15 protein-coding genes and 1 tRNA gene are annotated in these 19,985 nt (G+C 65.8%); 8 read left to right on the top strand and 8 right to left on the bottom strand.

All coding sequences use genetic code 11. The features are described 5' to 3' along the window. Positions 1–24 precede the first annotated feature (24 nt). Both ACUXST_RS07200 and ACUXST_RS07195 read right to left on the bottom strand, forming a co-directional pair. Positions 25–345 (bottom strand): hypothetical protein, encoded by a 321-nt coding sequence (locus ACUXST_RS07200; protein ID WP_458389291.1) that lies wholly within the window; start codon positions 343–345, stop codon positions 25–27. A gap of 227 nt (positions 346–572) precedes the next feature. Continuing rightward, the gene (locus ACUXST_RS07195; RefSeq protein ID WP_458389290.1) at positions 573–2,423 is read right to left on the bottom strand and encodes a GSCFA domain-containing protein; all 1,851 of its coding nucleotides are present in this window, start codon (positions 2,421–2,423) and stop codon (positions 573–575) included. 262 nt (positions 2,424–2,685) lie between these two features. Between ACUXST_RS07195 and ACUXST_RS07190 the strand changes: the two genes are divergently transcribed. Continuing rightward, entirely contained in the window at positions 2,686–3,792 is a 1,107-nt protein-coding gene (locus tag ACUXST_RS07190) for an acyltransferase family protein (protein ID WP_458389289.1), read from the top strand. A 27-nt stretch (positions 3,793–3,819) separates the two neighbouring features. Here ACUXST_RS07190 and ACUXST_RS07185 read toward each other — a convergent pair. Next, positions 3,820–3,895 (bottom strand) — tRNA-Thr (locus tag ACUXST_RS07185). 153 nt (positions 3,896–4,048) lie between these two features. Between ACUXST_RS07185 and ACUXST_RS07180 the strand changes: the two genes are divergently transcribed. The 3 genes from ACUXST_RS07180 (at position 4,049) to ACUXST_RS07170 (ending at position 11,002) form a co-directional block, all read left to right on the top strand. Next, the gene (locus ACUXST_RS07180) at positions 4,049–5,401 is read left to right on the top strand and encodes a PAS domain-containing protein (RefSeq protein ID WP_458389288.1); all 1,353 of its coding nucleotides are present in this window, start codon (positions 4,049–4,051) and stop codon (positions 5,399–5,401) included. Between the two features lie 94 nt (positions 5,402–5,495). Beyond that, positions 5,496–10,139 (top strand): NAD-glutamate dehydrogenase, encoded by a 4,644-nt coding sequence (locus ACUXST_RS07175; RefSeq protein WP_458389287.1) that lies wholly within the window; start codon positions 5,496–5,498, stop codon positions 10,137–10,139. A gap of 2 nt (positions 10,140–10,141) precedes the next feature. After that, positions 10,142–11,002 carry an ATP-grasp domain-containing protein gene (locus ACUXST_RS07170; RefSeq protein WP_458389286.1) on the top strand — a complete coding sequence of 287 codons (861 nt, stop codon included), beginning with the start codon at positions 10,142–10,144 and terminating at the stop codon, positions 11,000–11,002. Here the strand turns inward: ACUXST_RS07170 and ACUXST_RS07165 are convergent. From ACUXST_RS07165 to ACUXST_RS07145, 5 genes are read right to left on the bottom strand one after another with little or no spacing between them, the layout of a single operon-like run. After that, on the bottom strand, positions 10,976–11,215 hold the full coding sequence (locus ACUXST_RS07165; protein WP_458389285.1) for a ribbon-helix-helix domain-containing protein: 240 nt from the start codon (positions 11,213–11,215) through the stop codon (positions 10,976–10,978). The two genes, ACUXST_RS07170 and ACUXST_RS07165, sit on opposite strands and share 27 nt — an antisense overlap. Continuing rightward, positions 11,215–11,937, bottom strand: a complete 723-nt coding sequence (gene phbB / locus ACUXST_RS07160) for an acetoacetyl-CoA reductase (protein ID WP_458389284.1) — start codon at positions 11,935–11,937, stop codon at positions 11,215–11,217. The genes ACUXST_RS07165 and phbB overlap by 1 nt, the downstream gene beginning before the upstream one ends. 26 nt (positions 11,938–11,963) lie before the next feature. Then, complete coding sequence (gene hemH, locus ACUXST_RS07155; RefSeq protein ID WP_458389283.1) at positions 11,964–12,971, bottom strand: ferrochelatase; 1,008 nt, start codon at positions 12,969–12,971, stop codon at positions 11,964–11,966. Continuing rightward, positions 12,968–15,136 (bottom strand): molybdopterin cofactor-binding domain-containing protein, encoded by a 2,169-nt coding sequence (locus ACUXST_RS07150; RefSeq protein ID WP_458389282.1) that lies wholly within the window; start codon positions 15,134–15,136, stop codon positions 12,968–12,970. Before ACUXST_RS07150 ends, hemH begins: the two co-directional genes overlap by 4 nt. Further along, positions 15,133–16,794, bottom strand: a complete 1,662-nt coding sequence (locus ACUXST_RS07145) for an AMP-binding protein (RefSeq protein WP_458389281.1) — start codon at positions 16,792–16,794, stop codon at positions 15,133–15,135. Before ACUXST_RS07145 ends, ACUXST_RS07150 begins: the two co-directional genes overlap by 4 nt. 63 nt (positions 16,795–16,857) lie before the next feature. On the opposite strand from ACUXST_RS07145, the gene lgt reads away from it, so the two are divergent. From lgt to pgeF, 4 genes are read left to right on the top strand one after another with little or no spacing between them, the layout of a single operon-like run. Further along, on the top strand, positions 16,858–17,736 hold the full coding sequence (gene lgt / locus ACUXST_RS07140) for a prolipoprotein diacylglyceryl transferase (RefSeq protein WP_458389280.1): 879 nt from the start codon (positions 16,858–16,860) through the stop codon (positions 17,734–17,736). A 1-nt stretch (position 17,737) separates the two neighbouring features. After that, on the top strand, positions 17,738–18,715 hold the full coding sequence (locus tag ACUXST_RS07135; RefSeq protein ID WP_458389279.1) for a class I SAM-dependent methyltransferase: 978 nt from the start codon (positions 17,738–17,740) through the stop codon (positions 18,713–18,715). Next, positions 18,712–19,221, top strand: coding sequence for an N-acetyltransferase family protein (locus ACUXST_RS07130; protein ID WP_458389278.1), 510 nt, complete (start codon positions 18,712–18,714; stop codon positions 19,219–19,221). The genes ACUXST_RS07135 and ACUXST_RS07130 overlap by 4 nt, the downstream gene beginning before the upstream one ends. Beyond that, the gene (gene pgeF / locus ACUXST_RS07125) at positions 19,218–19,982 is read left to right on the top strand and encodes a peptidoglycan editing factor PgeF (protein WP_458389277.1); all 765 of its coding nucleotides are present in this window, start codon (positions 19,218–19,220) and stop codon (positions 19,980–19,982) included. Before ACUXST_RS07130 ends, pgeF begins: the two co-directional genes overlap by 4 nt. The last annotated feature ends 3 nt before the right edge of the window (positions 19,983–19,985 follow it).

The raw sequence follows: 19,985 nt of genomic DNA, 5'->3' as shown, positions 1-19,985 counted from the left end.
CGAACGGTTCCTGGCCCCACGGATTTACTGGCGTGCCGAAGCGATCTCGGCGGCGATTGCATTCGCAAGCATCGCAACTGCTTGTGCGTTCAAAGTTCGGTCGGAAATCGCCACGCGGTGCTCGGGCAGTGGTTTGCCCGCAAGCTGCGCGGCGGCGACGAGCTTGGTCGCGGACGCAACGGTCACCACCACCGACAGTGAATCGCGCGCGAAACCGCCCTGCTGAAGTGCCGGTTCGGCCGAGCCGCGGACGGCGTCGCAAATGGTCTTGTCGGTGATGCCCTCGGGAAGGCGCTCGGCGCCTTCGACGGAGCAGCGGATGGACCCGCTCGTCGGGGGCGTCATCGCACAAGCACTCCCTCCGCTGAGAGCGGCAACCAGCCAAAGACCGCATCCAAGCGTGCGAACCATATCCCCGAAGCTCTCTCTACGACCAGCGCGCGGCGAGCCCCCAAACTTCCGCACAGCTGAATTGCTAACAGCTAAATTACGGCAAGCAAATGAAAATTTCCGTTAACGCCGCGACGCTGGTGGGTGGTCAGGCAAGTGTCGAGCCGCAATGACTTTGCGAATCACGCGCTCGACGCCGGCACGCGCAGCAGCGGCTCGGTATCGCGGAGCACTGCAGGATCGTTGCCGCCCGCCTCACGCGCTGCGAGCGCCGACTGAATGGCGAGCTCATGATGCCCAAGTTTCGCCAGCAGACGAGACTTGAGCGCAAGGGCGTGCGCATCGGTCGGCGTCAACGCGAGCAAGGCATCGACTTCTTCGAGCGCCTCGTCGAGGCGGCCGAGCCGTTCCACGGTACGGGCGAGGGTCAGGCGAGCCCAGCCATTCTCTGGCTCCGCCTGTTGCAAACGTCGCAGCGGATCGACCACCTCGGCGTGACGATGCAGCGCGAGCAGCAGCCGGGCGCGCCGGCCAAGCATGAGCACATTGTCCGGCGTTCGCTCCAGCTGTGAATCCACCAATTCAAGCGCTTCCCGCACGAGGCCGATCGCCTGCATTTTGGGCGCGACCTTGTGAACGACGACGGGCGAATTCACATCGGCTTCGACGACGATGTCCATCAGATCGCGGATAGCGGGTTGGTCGGCGCTCCTCTCCGCCTCCCCGAACATCGTCAGAAAGACTTGCGGCTGGCGGCGGCCGAAGTTGATCAAACTGTTGCGAATTTCGCTAGCCTGGCGATCGAGCTCGCCGGTACCGCCCAGCAGGCGCAGGGCGTCGAACATCCAGTCGGGGTGGTTCCTGTAGAGGAGCTCGTCGGCCGGATCCAACCGAGCCGCATGACGCTGCGCCGTCGCGAGGTCGCCGCGCTGGCGTGCCAGACGCATTCCGGCCGCGTGCACTGCGGGACTGCGCGAAGCCCAAAGCGCCTCGCCTGCGCGGTCGTAGATGTCGCCAGCCGCCGCCCATTGCGACGCCTCCACGAGGTTGGCCATCTTCATCAGGGCACGGTCGTGCCTTTGTACGCTATCAGGCACGTACGCTTCCGTGACGTGCTGCATGATCCGGGCGATGAAGTTCGGGTGGACGTGGATAAGATCGTCTTCCCACACTTCCGGCCGCCGGGTCAGCGTTGCGATCTCGTAGCTTGGGAAATAGTCCACTTCGCCGTGCTGCGCGGCGACCTCACCCGCGATCGCTCTGAGCACCGACTTCGAATGCGAGTTCGCGACGATGATGTCGGAGTCCGTGAATGTCCGCGCGAGAATCACGGGCGACGCGGTAATCAGCACGCGCCGGTTCCCTTCCACCAGCATCTGGACAGCGCGCTCGACATAGTCCCTGGCCGTCGCGAAGCTCAGCCGTTCGAACTGGAATCGGCTCCGATCCGGCCGTCGTGCCCACGATACGTCGAACTCGACATATGATTGGCTGACCTCGTCCCACCATGCCTCGATGAGGCCGAGTGTGATGATGACGACATCGGCAAAGAAGGCGCCTCGAAAGTGGCCGTAGAGTTCCTTGCGCGCGGCGATCGCCTGTTCGAGTGTCGCCGTCTGCCCCCGTTGCGACCGGCACCAGATGTCGGCCCAACGGTCAGGTCCGACTTGGAGCAGCAGCGGTTCGACGTCGCTGTCGCGAACGATGTCGTCGCGGTTCAGGATGCCGCGGACCCACTCGAGCTCCTGAAAGATGGCCGGCGGTGTGTAGCGATTGCGGCTGTTCTCTTCGCCGGCAACGCCGCCCAGGATGTTGTAGCCGTCTAGCGCCAGACGCTTGCGGATGTTCTTCGCGAAGCAGCTGCCGATCGCGAAGAATTTCTGGTCCTTGGTGAAATGGAAGCTGGGCTCGACGTGGGGCCAGCACTCCGGTTCGAGGCGATTGTCCTCACCGCGGCCGAGCATCCGACCATAGCCGTTCGCCTTGGCAGTGGCCAAAGCCTGGTCCAGCGTGATCCGTTCGCCCGTTGCCATGTTCGCGTTCTCACCAAGTGGGGCCGTCGTGCCCGTTGTCCTGAGAGCACGCCGGGCGAAGCCGTTCAAATCACGGCTTGCGAATTCCCGGTTACCCGCTGCGAAGGTACGGGTGAAGGCGCTTCCCAACTGCCGGAGCTTACTCCGCGGTTCGCGATGCGCTTGAAGGCGCACGGCTGAATTAACTTTTTGATAATTTCTCGTTAAATGATAGGGGGTACCGCTGTCTCCCGAGGCAGCATGTTCCGCGTGGGTGCTTGAGATGACCGATCTGCCTTTGAGCGATGGCGAGCAGGTCGCTCCCACTACCGCTGTCGCGAAGCCGAAGTCCCGGCAGGACAACATCGACCTGCTGCGCGCTTTGGCGATCCTGAGCGTCGTCATCTATCACTACACGAGCCGCTACAGCGCCGCCTTCTACCGCACCGATCGCGTGCCGTTCAGGTTCCCACTGGGGCATCACGGGGTCGATCTGTTCTTCACCGTCAGCGGCTTCTGCATCTTCATGACGCTCGACAGTTCGACATCTCTCGAGAACTTCTGGGCACGCCGCTTCGCGAGGATCCAGCCGGCCTATGTCGTCGGCATCATCCTCACGACCGCAGCACTGACAATCGGCGAACTTCCCAGCGAGAGCGCGACGCTCGGCATCGCGCTTTCCAACATGTTCTGGCTGAACGCGCTTTCTGGCTGGCCGCAGGTCGACGGCGCCTACTGGTCGCTCGTCGTCGAACTGAAGTTCTATTTCCTGATCGGTCTCACTTACTATCTGATGCGCGGGCGGAGCATCTCGCTTGCTTGGCTGCTGATGTGCGTCGTCGGTGCGTTCCTGCGGGTCGAGCACGCTCCGCTCCTCATCGCCGACGGAGTGTTTCTGTCCGATTATGCGCCGTCGTTCCTGTTCGGGCTGCTCGCCTGGGAGTGCCGCCGGATCGGTACCGGACCGACGATCCTGATCGCTTCGGGCGGCTGCTTCGTGCAATATATCAGCGGGCGGTTCGCGGACGGACCGGCGCTCGGGCCGATCATGGCGCTAGGCGGCCTCCTGGTGCTCCAGATGCGTTGGCTGAGGGTCCCCAGGCCGATCACCTACGTCGGCCTGGTCAGCTACTCACTGTACCTCCTACACCAAAACATCGGCTACCTGCTGATCCGCACCTTGCCGTTCGGCATCCACTTCAGACTGCTCGCGGCGTTCCTGATCGTCCTGGCGCTGGCGGGGCTGATGTACGCTTTCGTCGAGCGGCGCTGGGAGCGGCTGATGCAGCGGAGGATCGAGCTTCTGCTCTCGGGGGGACGGCAGGTTGCACGGATCCCGCGACGGTCGATTTCGCACCCCAGCCTTTCGGAAGAGATGCGCGCGTGGTGATGCGGGATTGCCGGCTTGTGGAAGGAGTGGTGCCGCTTAGGTGACTCGAACACCTGACCCCATCATTACGAATGATGTGCTCTACCAGCTGAGCTAAAGCGGCTTGGCTCCGGAGGGAAACGCGCCCCTATCAGCGCCTGCGGGCTCCGGCAAGACTGGAGGCCGCGGCCCCCATCAATCCAGATATGCTTAACCGCTTCGTAACCGTCGCTTGGCATTGTGCAGGCTGAACTGGACGAGTGGGACCCGGGGGTAAATGGACAGCTATCGGGATCATCCGAGCGATTTCGACGTGCCGAGCGCCGTCGACACAAGCGCTGCGGAGCAGGTGACGGCGGCAATCGGCAACGATGAGCGCCGCATGCACGTGCGCGCCTACAATTATTGGGTCTCGCTGCTGGACGGCCGTGGCTTCCCCTCGATCGAAGATCTCGAGCCGGGCGACGTCAAGGATTTCGCCGGGCACAGCGTGCTCCTCGACTTCACCTGCGGCGTCGACAATCCCGGCATCCCGTACATCGGCGGGGCGATCCGGGAGGAATGCGGGCTCGATGAGACCATGAGCACCATCTCCAACGTGCCCAGCCGCTCGCTGCTGTCGCGCCTGACCGACCATTACATGCAGATCATCGCCAACCGCGCGCCGGTCGGCTTCGAGGCGGAGTTCGTCAATCAACGCTCCGTCAACATCTGCTACCGCGGCATCCTGATGCCCTTCTCGTCGGACGGCGAGACGATCGATTTCATCTACGGCGTGATCAACTGGAAGTCCGTTGCGGCGGACGCCGGGGCCGAGGCACCCGCTTTCGCGAACGTGCCAGAGCTGCCGATCGATCCGCCCGCCCTTGCCGAGGACGATGCGCTGCTTCTTGACGAGCCGCTCGCCTCCACGGAGCCACTTGACCTGGTTGAGGCCTTCGAAGTCGCCGAACCGCTGCCGCCGGTTCCGCATTTTTCTTGGCAGGACGGTCCGCTGGCGGACTCTGCCGACGCCGACACAATCGCTCCTCAGATCGAACTCGACGAAGACGCCGGCCTAGCCGACCGCCTTTGGGTCGCCCGGGAAAGCGCCGAAGCGGTCAAGGGCGGCGAAGTTCGCACCCGAAGCGCGCTCTATCGCGCCTTGGCGCTCGCTTTCGATTTTGCCTTCGCCGCGCGGCAGAACCCGGAAGATTACGCCGAGCTGCTCGAGGAGTCGGGCGTGAAAGCACAGGCGCGCGCTCCCATGACGCCCGTCGTCAAGCTCGTGTTCGGCGTGGATTACGACAAGGCACGTCTGACCGAGTTCGCCGCCGCACTATCCTATGCGCAACGGCAGGACGTCGCCGTCGGTGCGTTCGAGGCCTTCATCACCAAGCAGCCCGGTGGCCTGAAGGCACTGGTCGCTCAAGAGCGCCAGGCACGGCGCCCCGAAGGCAAGCCGGATACCCGCACGGACCAGGCGCGTGCCAAGCTCCGCACGGTGCCTGCCCTGTCGCTGCAAAGCATTGTCGCCGACGATGAATTCGGTGTCGTCATCACCCGCCGCACTGCCGATGGCGGCTATGAGCCGGTGGCCGTGGTCGACGACTCCAAGCTCGTCGAAAAGGCCCTTCGTCAGGCCGCGTAAGCCGGTTCGGGCAGGTCGGGGCGGGGTTGTCGCTCCGGCGAAGGCGGGTCTATAGGCCCGCCGCATCGCCCTAATCGCGGAGCACAAGCTTTCCATGACGGCCCATACGCGCCTGGCCAAGCCCTTGGTCGAATCCCTTCGCAAGGCGCTGACGGGGAACGCCCTTCCTGGTGAAACCCAGGGCTTCAGCCGCGAAGACGAGCGCACCGCCGCCGAATTTGTCGCAGCCGTCGCTTCGAAGCGACGCCGCGGCGAGATCGCCATTGCCGTCGAGTCCACCGGCGGGGAAGCCGGGCACCGGCGAATGCAGATCGCGATCGTCAACGACGACATGCCGTTCCTGGTCGATTCCGTAGCCAACGCGATCGCAGCGCGCCAGCTGACCATCCATCGCCTGCTCCATCCGGTCGTGTGCGTGTCGCGCGACAAGAGCGGCGTGCTGGAGGAAGTGGAACCGCTGTGCGGCGATCAGGACCGCCGCGAGTCCATGATGTACATCGAACTCGACCGAGCCGATGCGCGTGGTCGCCGGGAGCTGGTCACCGAGCTGCACCGGGTGCTCGAAGACGTGCGCGCTGCAGTCCGCGACTGGCCGCAGCTTCAGGCGAAGATGCGCGCCGATGCCGCGGATATCGAGCAAGGCGAAGGCGGTGCGCTGCTGAACTGGTTCGCGGATGGCGCGATGACCCTGCTCGGCTATCACGTCGAGCGGCCGGGGCACCAGCCGTCCGAAGCGCTCGGCATCTTCAGCATTCCGGGCACGCCGACCGACGATGCCGGTCCGATCATGGCGATGCGGCATTTCGAGCAGGGTGGAGAAGTGCCGCTGATGGCGAAGGCGGAGCGCAAGTCCAGCGTCCACCGCCGGGTACCGCTCGACCTTGTCGTCTTGCCGATCCGCGAGAAGGGCAAGATCACCGGTATTGGCGTGCACGCCGGGCTGTGGACCAGCCAGGCGCTGACTGCTCCCGCCGAGGACGTGCCGCTGCTGCGAGGTCGGCTCGAAGCGCTCGACCGCGACTTCGGGTTCGATCCCAAGGGGCACAGCGGCAAGGCGCTGCGGCACGCGGTCGCCTCGCTTCCGCGCGACCTGCTGATCAACCTCAGTATTGAATCCGTGCGCGACCTGGTCATGATGGCGATGTCGCTTGCCGACCGGCCGCGTCCTGCCCTGCTGCAGGTGCGCAGCATCCTCAAGGGGCACCTGTTCACCTTCGTCTGGCTGCCGCGTGAAGAACTGACCACGGCGCGGCGCACCGCGATTGCGTCGATGCTCGAACAAGAGGTCGGTACGGATGTCACGAGCTGGTCGGTGGAGCTTGGCGACGGCGATCTGGCACTGATCCGCTACACCCAATATGTCGACAACGACGCCGACCTCCCGGACGCCGAGAAGCTCGATTCCGCGGTCGTCGAAATGGTCCGCGGCTGGGCTCCAGCCGTCGAGGCCGAACTGGTCGAGATCGTTGGATCCGCGCGGGCGACCCGCCTGGCGCTCGGCTACATCGCGCACTTCCCGGAAAGCTATCGCTCGCGCACCTCGCCCGACGACGCCGCCGCCGACATCGTCCGGCTATGGCGCCTCAACGACGAGGCGGATCGCGGCGTTCGCATCTGGCGCTCGCCCGGCGATCCGGACGGGCAGCTGCGGCTGAAGACCTATCGCCGCGCAGGCCTGATCCCGCTGTCCGAAGCTGTGCCGGTCATGGAGAATTTCGGCTTCCGCGTTCTGGAGGAGATCCCGACGGTCCTTTCCACCGGGACGCTCGGCTACATCCACGACTTCCGCGTCGAGATCAGCGGCGAGGCGGACCTCAAGTCCATTCTCTCGCGCACTGAAGAGATCGAGTCTGCAGTTGCCGAAGTCCTCTGCGGCGCGGCGGAGGACGACGAGTTCAACCAACTCGTGCTCTACGTCGGCCTGGAGACCCGCGCGGTTGTGTGGCTCCGCTCCTGGTTCCGCTACCTGCGCCAGACGGGCGTCTCATACGGACTGCTGACCATCGTCGAAGCGCTTCGCCGGGCGCCGCAAGCGACGCGTGCGCTGATCAATGTGTTCAGCGCAACGCACGATCCGTCTGGCAAGGACCGCGCATCCGAAGTGGAACGGGCGAGCGAGGCCTTCAAACGCGCGCTCGGCAGCGTCCAGTCGATCGACGACGACCGGATCCTGCGCCGCCTGCGCTCGCTCGTGGACGCCATCGTTCGCACCAACGCCTTCGCTCCGGCGGCCGCGGAAGCACTGGCATTCAAGATCAACTCTTCGCTCGTGCCGAACCTCCCTGCCCCCGTCCCGTGGCGGGAGATCTGGGTGTACAGCCCGCGGGTTGAGGGCGTTCACCTCCGCGGCGGACCGATCGCGCGCGGCGGCATCCGCTGGTCGGACCGGCGCGACGATTTCCGCACCGAAATTCTCGGCCTGATGAAGGCGCAGCTCGTCAAGAATGCCGTTATCGTCCCGACCGGCGCCAAGGGCGGATTCTATCCCAAGCAGCTCCCCGCGGCCTCGAACCGGGACGCATGGCTGGCCGAAGGAACGGAGACCTACCGGATTTTCATCCGTTCGCTGCTCTCGGTCACCGACAACCTGGTCAACGACAAGGTCGTCCATCCGCAGCGCGTCGTCATCCTGGACGGGGACGATCCGTACTTCGTCGTCGCCGCCGACAAGGGCACTGCAGCCTTCTCCGACATCGCGAACGCTATCGCGCTCGAGCGAAACTTCTGGCTCGGCGATGCCTTCGCGAGCGGCGGCTCCAACGGCTACGATCACAAGGCCATGGGCATCACCGCGAAGGGCGCATGGATTTCCGTGCAGCGCCACTTCCTGGAGATGGGCGTCGACGTTCAGTCGGACCCGGTGATCGTCGCCGGCTGCGGCGACATGTCGGGCGACGTGTTCGGGAACGGCATGCTGCTCAGCCAGACGCTGAAGCTGGTCGCCGCATTCGATCACCGGCACATCTTCATCGACCCGGATCCCGATCCGAAGGCCAGCTTCGCGGAGCGCATGCGGCTCTTCGAACTGCCGCGATCGAGCTGGGGCGACTACGACCGCCAGAAGCTGTCGAAAGGCGGCGGCATCTATCGCCGCACGGAGAAGTCGATCGAGCTCAGTCCCGAGGCGCGCAAGGCGCTCGGCTTCAGCGAGAAGTCGGTCGATCCGGCGACGCTTATCAACGCGATCCTCAAGAGCCCCGTCGACCTTCTGTGGTTCGGCGGCATCGGCACCTACATCAAGGGTTCGACGCAGACTCAGGCGGAGGTCGGCGATCCCTCGAACGACGCTTTGCGCGTAGACGGCAGCGAAGTGCGCGCCAGAGTCATCGGTGAAGGCGCCAACCTGGCGATTACGCAGGACGGCCGCATCGAGTTTGCCGAGCACGGGGGCCGGATCAACACCGACTTCATCGACAATTCGGCGGGCGTCGACTGCTCGGACAACGAAGTAAACATCAAGATCCCGCTCAACCGCGAGATGGTCGAGGGGCGGCTCACCGAGGCCAGGCGCAATAGCCTCCTGGCCAAAATGACCGAGGATGTCGCCGGCATCGTTCTGGAAGACAATCGCCTGCAAAGCCTTGCCCTCTCCATCGCTCAAAGCGGCGGACCGGAAGCGCTTGCCGGGCACGTGCGGACGATCGAAATCCTCGAGGGCACCGGTCGCCTCAACCGCAAGGTCGAGGGGCTCGAGTCGAGCGAGGAACTGCTCCGGCGCAAGCAGGACAATCGTGGGCTGACCCGACCTGAACTGGCGGTCGTTCTGTCGATCTCGAAAATCGTTCTTCAGGACGCGGCCGAGGCTTTGCACCTCGCGGACGAGAAGCTCCTTGAGCCGCAGCTGTTCGCCGCCTTCCCCAAGGCGATGGTGAAGGCGCACGCCGATGCCATCCGCAAGCATCCGCTGCGGCACGAGATCCTCGGAACGAAGGTCGCCAACCGCTTCGTCAACCGGCTTGGCCCGGGCGTCGCGTTCGACCTCATGGAAGAAGAAGGCTCGTCCCTGCAGCAGGTGATCGCCGCGTTCCTCGTCGCCGAGCGGCTGCTCGATCTCGACAAGCTGTGGACGCAGATCGAGCAGGCCGCGCTCCCGGAGAGCGTGCGCGTCGAGCTTTTCTCCATCGCGTCGCGGACCGTCCGTTCGCACCTTTCCGACATCCTTCGCTCGGTGGGCGGCGAGGCGCACGTCGGCGCACTGTGCGAGCTGCTCGAGCCGGGCGTGCGCAAGATCTCGGCCGCTGCGACGAAGCTCATCCGGTCCGAAGTCCGCAACGAAGCTGCCGCACGACGCGATCTCCTGATGGCGCTCGGCGCCAGCGACGAGATCGTGCGCGGCCTGGTTCGCCTGTTCGAGCTGGACGGCGTGTTCGGAGTCGCCGCTTTGGCTGCCCGCCGCAAGGTCGAGGAACTAGCACTGACCCGGGCCTACACCCGGCTCGGCGAAGCGCTCGGCCTCGACTGGGCGCAGCAGCAGATCGCGCGATACTCGCCGGCCGACCAGTGGGAGCGCCTGCTCACCGCCGGCCTCGCCCGCGATTTCGAACAGCTCCGGATCGAGTTCCTGGCGCGGATCGGCAGCCGGGACCCGGACGACGCGGTGGATAGCTGGATCGAGGCGCAGCGGGCCCGGATCGACCAGTTCCGCGCGCTGATTGCCCGCGCGCGCAGCGAAGGTCAGGTCAGCGCGCCGATGCTTGCGCAGATCGCCGGCCAGGCGCGCATCCTGCTGGCGCGATAGCGATGCGCATCGCGATGCTGGTGCCGGCGCCGGATTACCCGGAGCCCTGGCGCTGGGCGTTCGACGTCGAGTCTGACGTGCTGCGTTCCCGCGGCGCGGAGGTTGAGGCAGTCGCGTGGACGGAGATCGGCGAGGCCGCCGAGTTCGATCTTGTCCTCCCGCTCGTCGCCTGGGGCTATCACCTCGATTCCGCGTCGTGGCTCGCGTTCCTCGATCGTGCCACGAGGGAGCGGTGGCCGCTGTTCAATCCGCCGGCGCTGCTGCGCTGGAACAGCGACAAGGCGTATCTGGCGGAGCTCGCCGACGCCGGCGTGCCGACCGTCCCCACCGTCGCTGTCGAGCAGTGTTGCGACGAGGACCTCGAGGAAGCGCGGCGCCGCTTCGGCAGCGATTGGCTGGTGATCAAGCCTCCGGTCTCGGCGAGCGCGACCGGCACTTACCGGCTCGGCTTCAACGACGACTTGCCGGCGGATAGCCGCGGCAAGGCGATGATCATCCAGCCGCTGATCGGAGAGATCACCACCGAGGGCGAATTCTCGCTGATGCTGTTCAACGGCGACTTCAGCCACTCAGTGGTGAAGCGCCCTGCAGCCGGAGACTTCCGCGTGCAGCCGCATCTGGGTGGCACGACGGTCAAATGCACTGCACCGGCCGGCGGAATTTCGCTTGCGCGCGCTGCGCTGGCCGCTGCTCCGGCGACAGCGACTTACGCCCGCGTCGACATGGTGCCCGACGGCGACGGCAACCTGATGATCATGGAGCTGGAGCTCGTCGAGCCGGCGCTATTCCTCGATCATTCTCCCGATGGCGGCGCAGCGTTCGCCGAAGCGATCCTGTCACTTCCCCGTGGTGCGCGCGAATAGCCATTGCCGGATCGCTGATGTCAGGTTCGGCGGGCTGCGGGCATCGAGCCGCTCGGCATCGATCTCGGCGACCAGACTATTGACGGTGCACTGCCTCTCGCGAGCGGCGCGCTCCAACGCACTCCAGAACGCTGGCTCCAGACTGATCGAAGTCGCGTGCCCGGCAATGAGCACGGACCGCTTCCGCGGCGGCGCGTAGTCGGGCGCCGCCATCAGTACATGTGCTGGCCGCCGTTGATCGACAGGGTCGATCCAGTCACGAACCCCGCGTTCTCGTCGCACAGGAAGGTTACGCCGCGAGCGATTTCTTCCGCCTTGCCGAGGCGACCGACCGGGATGCGCGCGACGATCTTGCCGAGGACTTCTTCGGGGACCGCTGCGACCATGTCGGTGTCGATGTAGCCAGGAGCAATCGCGTTGACGGTAACGCCGAAGCGAGCGCCCTCTTGCGCAAGCGCCTTGGTGAAGCCGTGGATGCCCGACTTGGCGGCAGCGTAATTCACCTGCCCATACTGGCCCGCCTGGCCGTTTATCGAGCCGATGTTCACGACGCGGCCGTAGCCGCGGGTCGTCATGCCGTCGAACACCGCCTTGGCCATGTTGAAGCAGCCACCGAGATTGGTGTCGATGACCTCCTGCCACTTGGCATGATCCATCCGGCGCATTGTGCCGTCGCGTGTAATGCCGGCGTTGTTGACCAGCACATCGACCGGGCCCAGGTCCGCCTCGACCTTGCGCACGCCTTCCTGGCATGCGTCAAAATCGGCGACGTTCCACTTGTACGCCGCAATGCCGGTGCGTTCGGTGAACTGGCGCGCACGCTCTTCATTGCCCGCGTAATTGGCGGCAACCTGCAGGCCCATGTCCTTGAGCGCTATGCTGATCGCCTCGCCGATACCGCGGGTGCCTCCGGTGACGATCGCCACTCGAGCCATAAAGCCTCTCCTCTCCGCCTTACCGCTTATGTCTGCGGCAACCAGCCTGCAAGGTCACGCTCGATCAATGCTTCCAGCATGGTCATGCTCTCAGGTGAATCGTTGAGGCATTCGAGCAGCGCAAACTGCTTCCCGCCCGCTTCACGGAAGGTCTCACGGCCGCGGATGCCCATTTCCTCCAGCGTCTCCAGGCAGTCGGCGGAAAAGCCTGGCGCCGCGATGGCGACGCTCTGCACGCCTTGCGCCGGATAGGCAGCAAGCATCTTGTCCGTCGCAGGCTCGAGCCACTTGGCGCGGCCGAACCGGGACTGAAACGCGACGTCCACTTCGCGACCGAGCGCATCCGAGAGTAGGCGCGCCGTTTTCTGGCAGTGGCAATGATAGGGATCGCCGAGCTCGAGCGTCCGCTGCGGCATTCCGTGGAAGCTCAGCAGCAGGCGATCCGGCGTGAAGTCGAGCGCGGAAAGCTGGCGCGACAAATTCGCTCGCAGCGCTTCGATATAGAGCGGGTCGTCATAGTAAGGCGGCAGCGTTCGCAACGCAGGCTGCGCGCGCATGCGGGCCAAGGCACCGAACACGGCATCGTTGGCCGTCGCTGTCGTTGCCGCGCAATATTGCGGGTAGAGCGGCGCAGCAAGGATGCGGGTGCACCCTGCAGCGCTCATGCGCTCGATCGCTTCGGCGATCCCCGGATTTCCGTAGCGCATTGCATATTCGACCATCACCCGGTGACCGATGCGCGCCCTAATGGCGTGCGCCTGACGCGCCGCGATGACGGCCAGTGGCGAGCCCTCGTTGGTCCACACCTGGCGATAGGCTTCGGCCGACTTGCGGGGGCGCGTGCGGAGAATGATCCCGTGCAGGATCGGCTTCCACGCGACTGAAGGAATTTCGATCACGCGCGGGTCGCTGAGGAACTCGGCAAGGTAGCGCCGGACTGCCCGCGCGTCGGCGGCGTCAGGCGTGCCGAGATTGATCATCAGCACGCCGATGCGCGACGGCGGCACGGCGAGGTGGTCGGCTGGCCTCTTCACGCGGCGGACATCGGATCGAAGGGCAGATCGCGCATCCGTTTGCCGGTGCCCGCATAGATTGCGTTCGCAACGGCTGGCGCCACCACCGTCGTGCCGAGGCCGCTCACTCCGCCCGACGGGCTGCTGCTTGGAATGATCTGCACCACGATGTCGGGAATGTCGCCCATGCGCGGCAGGGCAATACCGCCGATGGGCCGTGCACGCGGCATTCCGGCGACCCATTCGGCCGCGGGGACAGTCGCCTGCGCCAGCGCCCAGATAAGACCACCCGCAATCTGCTGGGTGACCAAGCCGCTGTTGACCACCCTTCCGCAGTCGACCGCGGCGACGAGCTTGTGGGCGCGAACGCGCTGGTCCTCGCCGATGCTCGCGATGGCGACGAGCCCGATGTGGGATCCGAACGCCGAGCAGCCGGCGATCCCCATCGCGCTGCCGCTCCCGCCGCCGTCCCAGTCGGCAAGCTGCGCCGCCGCCTGGAGGCAACGGGCGAGGCGGGGGCTCGAGCCGAGCAGCGACATGCGGAACGCGAGAGGCTCGGTTCCGGCGGCGTGGGCAAGCTCGTCGATGAAGCTTTCCGTGAAGAAGGCGAACTCGCGCTGCGGCGAGCCGCGCGTATAGCCGGGCCGGTACGGAAGGCCGGCGGAGATTGCCTCGACCGTGACGTTCGGCACTGCGTAAGGCGGGACGGAGCCGTCCATTGCGGTAGCACTGAGCTCCGCGCCACTCCCACCTGCGAGCCGGTGGATGGAGGAGCCAAGCCCATTGGCAGTCGCGACGCGCATTGCCCAGGCGGCGGTGATCCCGCCCTGCCCCGGCAGCGCCGTCATTCGCGCCAGCGCGCCTGCGCTCGGCCGGTCGTGATTCTGGCTGGCGCTTTGCGAAAGCTGGACCTGAACCGGCTGACGCAGCTGCCGCGCGAGTTCGACGGCAATCGGAATCGCATCCGGCTCGATCGCCCTGCCGCCCGGCTCCCCCGTGGGCAATGGGTAGAACAGGACGTCACCGCCGGCGGCCTCGGATGCCATCCGCCGAGCGAGCTCCGGCGCCTGCGTTGCCGCCCAGACTTCGGTTGAATCGCCGTTGACGCGGGCGGTGGCCGAGAGCGGCTCGAGGCCAAGATGCAGCGCCGGCGCGACCCAATAAGTGGCGGCGAGCGGCCGGGAGTCGCGCGTGATTCCTTCGTAGTCGCCGCGACTGAACCAGTTCTCGGCGCTGTCCTCGGCAAGCGCACGCTCGAACAGCGGACGCGAGACCGGGCTTGAACGAGGTGCCGAGAAGCGCGCGTCGGCCGCTTTCATTGCCCGCTCCGCCGCCCACCAATTCTCGGCCACCAGCGCGACCCAGCCGTCCCGAGCCGCGACGTGGCGAACGCCGGAGACCGCCCGGACCGCGTCGGGATCATAGCCGGTCAGCCGGCCGCCCGGCGGCGCGAGACGGACCGATGCAAACAGCATCCCGGGAAGGCGCACATCGCCTGCAAAGCGCCAGCTGCCGTTGGTCTTGGCCGGTCCGTCGAGCCGCTGCAGGGGCTGGCCAATCAGCCGTCCCCGTGTCGAGGTCCGCAGCGGCGCATCAAGCCGCGGCGAGCGCTCGGCCGCTTCTTCCGCTAGCTCTCCGAACCCGAACGTCCGCAGGCCGTTGAGCACAAAGCCGTCCGCGGTGTCGCACTGGCTATCGTCGATGTTCCAGCGATCGGCGGCAGCGCCGACCAGCATCGTGCGGGCCACAGCGGCGGCCTCGCGCAGCGGCTGCTCGAAAGCGCGCACGGAAGTCGAACCGGCGGTAATCCGCAGCGCTCCGCCATGACCGAGCCGCCATTCCCGCATCCTGCCGAACCCGGCCAGCCAGCCTTCCTGCTTGGCGAGCGGGTTCGCGTAATCGCCAGTCATCGGCGCGGGCTCCACGGCCACGGTCTCCCATGCAGCCCCAAGCTCGTCGGCGACGATCTGCGGCAGGCCGGTCCAGATGCCCTGCCCCGTTTCCGTCTGCGGGACGGCCACTGTGACCCGCCCGTCGCGACCGATCTTGATATAGCTCCCAAAGCTCTGCTCGCCCGCCCGAAGCGGCAGGTCGGAGCCGAGGTGCCGGGGCCACAATGCATAGGCGACGACCAGCCCAACGCCTGCGCCCCCGCCGATCAGCAATGTGCGACGATCGACTTTCAACGTGCGTACTGCGCCTTCAGAAGTCGGCGGTCGAACTTGCCGGTGCCAAGCCGCGGCAGGGGCTCGGCCGAAAAGTGAATGTGCTCGGGCAGCTTGAAGCGGGCCAGGCGCTCTTCGAGGACGCTGCGCAGTCCCCGCTCATCTACCTGCTCGCCGTCCTTCAGGCGGATGACTGCAACGGGCACTTCGCCGAGCCGCTCGTCGGCGATCCCGAACACCGCCGCTTCCGCAACGGCGTTGCACCCGTAGATCGCTGCTTCGACCTCCGCCGTGGAGATGTTTTCGCCACCACGAATGATGATCTCCTTCTTCCGGTCGACGATGAACAGATAGCCCTCTTCGTCCAGGTAGCCGATATCCCCGGTGCGGACGTAACCGGCGGCCGTGACTGCCTCCGCCGTCGCTTCCCGGTTGCGCCAGTAGCCGCGCATGTTGCCTCCGCTGCGAATGCCGATTTCGCCCGTTTGACCGGCAGCAAGCAGTCGGTCGCCGTCGCCGAGGATGCCGATCTCGACAAAGGGTCGCTGCGGCCGCCCCGTCGACGACGGCTTATCGGCGTAGTTGCCCCAGAAGTTGCTGCACCCGACGGCGTTCGTTTCGGTCAAGCCGTAGCCGAGTGCTGGCTGAGCGTCCGGAAACTCCCGCTGCAGGCGTTCGACATGAGGGACCGGGCGCGGCGCACCGCCGGCAGTGATGTCCCGCAACGAGCTTAGGTCGTACTTGTCGCGATCCGGGTGGTTCATGAGCTCCAGGCTCATCGTCGGGACACCGACAAAGTAGGTGATACGCTCCTTCTCGATGAGCCTCAGCGCTTCAGTAGCATCCCACTTGGGCATGACCACCATGCAGCGGGAAACCACGAAGCTGTTCAGCATGACGGGCACTTCGCCGGTCACGTGAAAGAGCGGGACGCTGAGTAAGGTCCGTGGCGGCGTCGCCGGCGCTCGCCCTTCCTGCTCCAGCAAACCGCGCAGGACCATCAGCCCGGTGCCATAAGCATAAGTTGCCGTGGTCACCGCGCGGTGGGTCGACACCGCGCCCTTGGCGTCGCCTGTCGAGCCGGAGGTGAAAAGGATCGTCGCGTCGTCTTCCGGTGAGACTTCCGGAACCGCGTTGCCATCTTCGGCGAGCAGCTCGGCGAACGCTTGGCCGGTTGTCCGATCGATCGGCAAATCCAGGACGTCGCGGCCGCTGCACCTCGCAGCCACCCTCCTGGCGCGGGATGAATCTGCCAGGATCAGCTTGGGATCCGTCAGCGCAACCGCATGCTCCATCTCGTGCGCTTCCCACCAGCCGTTGAGCAGGGTGGCGATGCCCCCTGCCTTGGCGATCGCCATGTAGCTGACGACCCAGGCCGGGCAGTTGCGCATGGCAATGCCGACGCGGTCGCCCTTGGCAACGCCGCGTGCGACGAGGGCGCGAGCCACCCGCTCGGAGATGCTGTCGAGATCGGCGAAGGTCAGTCGCTCCTCGCCGGCGACGAGCGCCTCCTTGTCGGCGTTCGCGGAGCAGAAGGTGCGGAACAGGCCTGGCAGGGTCGCGGGAAGATTGCCTACGGTCGCGCGGCCGCTTTCGTCCTCGCAGATGGTCACTGGCCCGCCGGGACCGGTCACCCGCGCCAGCATTTCGTCGTAGCGGCGGTCGAGTTCGCTGCGCACCCGGTCTCCTTTGCCTTTCCGGCAGGCCGCCTTATGAGGCGCTGTCCTTTCAGGGGGAAGTCCTTGCAAGCCGCCGACGACGCACAATTCACAGCCTTTCCGGACCTTGGACTTTCGCCGGTTGCTCTGCACCTGGGGCCGTTCGACCTGCGCTGGTACAGTCTCGCCTACCTGGCCGGGATCTTCATCGGCTATTGGTACCTGCTGCGCTTGCTGCGGCAGCCCGGGGCGCCGCTCGCGCGCCGCCATGCCGACGATCTCGTCTTCTACGCCGCCCTCGGGATCATCCTGGGCGGCCGCATCGGTTATGTGCTGTTCTACAATCTCTCGAACTATCTGCGGCATCCGATCGAGATCGTGAAGCTTTGGGACGGCGGCATGTCGTTCCATGGCGGCGTGATCGGAACGTCGCTCGGGATTCTCTACTTCGCTCGCAAGGAGAAGCTCTCCTGGCTTCGCATTCACGATTACGTGGCCTGCTGCACGCCGTTCGGCTTGTTCTTCGGCCGTCTCGCGAACTTCGTGAACCAGGAATTGTGGGGGGCACCGACGCGCGTGCCCTGGGCTGTGCGGTTCGTGGAGATGACGCCGTTTGGACCGGCGTTGGGCCCGCCCCGGCACCCGAGCCAGCTCTACGAGGCGCTCCTCGAAGGCATCGTGCTGTTCTGCATCCTCGCCTTCATGTTCTGGAAGACCAAGGCGCGGTACGAGCCCGGCAAGCTCGTCGGGGCCTTCGTCTTCTCCTACGGCCTGTTCCGCTTCGCCATCGAGTTCATCCGCGAACCTGACCAGCAGCTGATCGGCTTTACCCAAGCGACGGGGCTGCACATGGGCCAATGGCTGTCGCTGCCCATGATCATCCTCGGCATCTATCTGATGGCGACTGCGAAGCGGCGCCGCGAGCGGGTCGAACCTACGGTCGGCACCGCCAGCGTCGCGTGAAGTGACTCCGCTCGAGCGGGCTCTTCGCGAGCGCATGCGCAGCGAGGGGACGATCACCGTCGAGGCCTATATGGACGCGTGCAACAGCTATTATTACGCCACCCGCGACCCGTTCGGACCGGCGGGCGACTTCGTGACCGCACCGGAGGTCAGCCAGATGTTCGGCGAGCTCGTTGGAGCAGCGCTTGCGCATTGCTGGAAGCGCGCCGGAGCGCCCGCCGATGCGATTTATGCCGAGCTCGGCCCAGGCCGCGGGACGCTTGCTGCGGATGCGCTGCGCGTGATGCGCTCGGCCGGATTTGTTGGCGAGGTGCACTTGGTGGAGACGAGCCCGCTGCTTCGTGAGGCGCAGAAGCGCGCGGTTCCGAATGCCCAGTGGCACGAAGAGATTCACGAGCTTCCGGAGCGGCCGCTGCTGCTCGTGGCAAACGAGTTCCTCGACGCATTGCCGATCCGGCAGATGGTCGGCGGGATCGAACGGCGGGTCCAGCTAGCGGCGGGCGGGCTCGCCTTCGATCGAGATGGCGAGATCATCGAGACCTCGCCCGCCCGTCATGACGCCGTCCGATCGATTTCGACACGGCTCGTGAAGCATGGTGGCGCCGCCCTCTTCATCGACTACGGGCACGAACGCAGCGCTCCCGGCGACACCCTCCAAGCCGTGTCGCGCCACCGTTTCGCCTCCGTGCTTGAGCGGCCAGGCGAGCAGGATTTGACGTCGCACGTCAACTTCGAAGCGGTTGCCGCTGTCGCCCGAGAAGCTGGCGCGGCAGTGTCGCGACCCGTCGCACAGGGCGAATGGCTGGAAACGCTGGGCATCGAGTCACGTGCACAGGCGCTGTCCCGGGCCAACCCAGAACGGCTGCAGGAGCTGAATGCCGCCATGGGACGGCTGTGCGGCTCCGACGCGATGGGTAAGCTCTTCAAGGTGATAGCTGTTCACGCGCCGCAGTGGCCGGCGCCCGCGGGGTTCGCATGAGCATTAGCTACCGCACGGCGACGCTCGCGGATGTGCCGGCGATCGATCGGATTTTCCGCGCGAGCTTCTGCGATACATTCGGACATCTCTACCGCGCCGAGGACCTCACCGCTTTCTTGGGACAGTTCACGCCGGAGGCATGGGCGGAGGAGATGACCGGCGAAGGCTATGTCTTCCGTATCGCCGAGGACGACGCCGCGCCGGTTGGTTTCGTGAAGCTTGGCCCCAGCACTCTGCCCGTCGAGCGCGGCGGCAGCGCCGTGGAACTCCGCCAGCTCTACGTGTTGTCCAGCCACATTGGCGCGGGCGTTGGTGCCGAGCTGATGGACTGGGCACTGGACGAGGCGCGGAGACGCGGCGTCAAAGATCTCTATCTCACGGTCTATACCGACAACCATCGCGCCCGCCGGTTCTACGCTCGCTACGGCTTCGAGGAGGTCGGTCCTTATTCATTCATGGTCGGGGACCAGGCTGACGAGGACATCATCATGAGGCTGCGGCTGTGAGCGAAGTTGAAGTCGTCCGCGCTCCCGCTCTAGGCGGGCTGCCCCACGGCTTCCTCGGCCGACGCGGCGGCGTGTCGAGGGGGGCCGTGGCCGGGCTCAACGTCGGCTACGGCAGCAAGGACGAGCGCGAAGCCATCGACGAGAACCGCCGCCGCGCTCTCTCAGCGCTCAAGCCAGGCGCAGAACTCGTCACGGTGCACCAGGTCCATTCGCCCGACGTGACCTATGCCGAGCAGGCGTGGCCGTCGGATGAAAGGCCGCATGTCGATGCGATGGTCACCGATCGTCCCGGACTGCTGCTAGGCATCCTGACCGCCGACTGCGCACCGGTGTTGCTTGCCGATCCTGAAGCTGGAGTGATCGGAGCGGCGCACGCCGGCTGGCGCGGCGCACTTGGCGGCGTGACCGACTCGGTGCTCGCTGCAATGGAGCGGCTCGGCGCGCGGCGGAGCCGGATTGCCGCGGCGATCGGCCCCTGCATCGCCCCCGCATCGTACGAAGTCGACACTCAGTTTCGCGATCGTTTCCTGATCGACGACCGAGACAACGAACGCTTCTTCAGCGGCGCTCCAGGCGAGAAGCCGCACTTCGATTTGGCAGGCTACGTCGCCGATCGGCTTCGGCGCGCCGAGGTTGGGACGGTCGACGCGCTGCAGATCGATACCTATTCCGAGCCGGACCGGTTCTTCAGCTTCCGGCGCGCAACGCATCGCGGCGTGTCCGATTACGGACGGCAACTCAGCGCCATCGCCTTGCCCTAGCGA

The sequence above is a fragment of the Sphingomonas sp. F9_3S_D5_B_2 genome (genome assembly GCF_054263715.1).
This window is presented reverse-complemented; position numbering and strand designations above follow the sequence as displayed.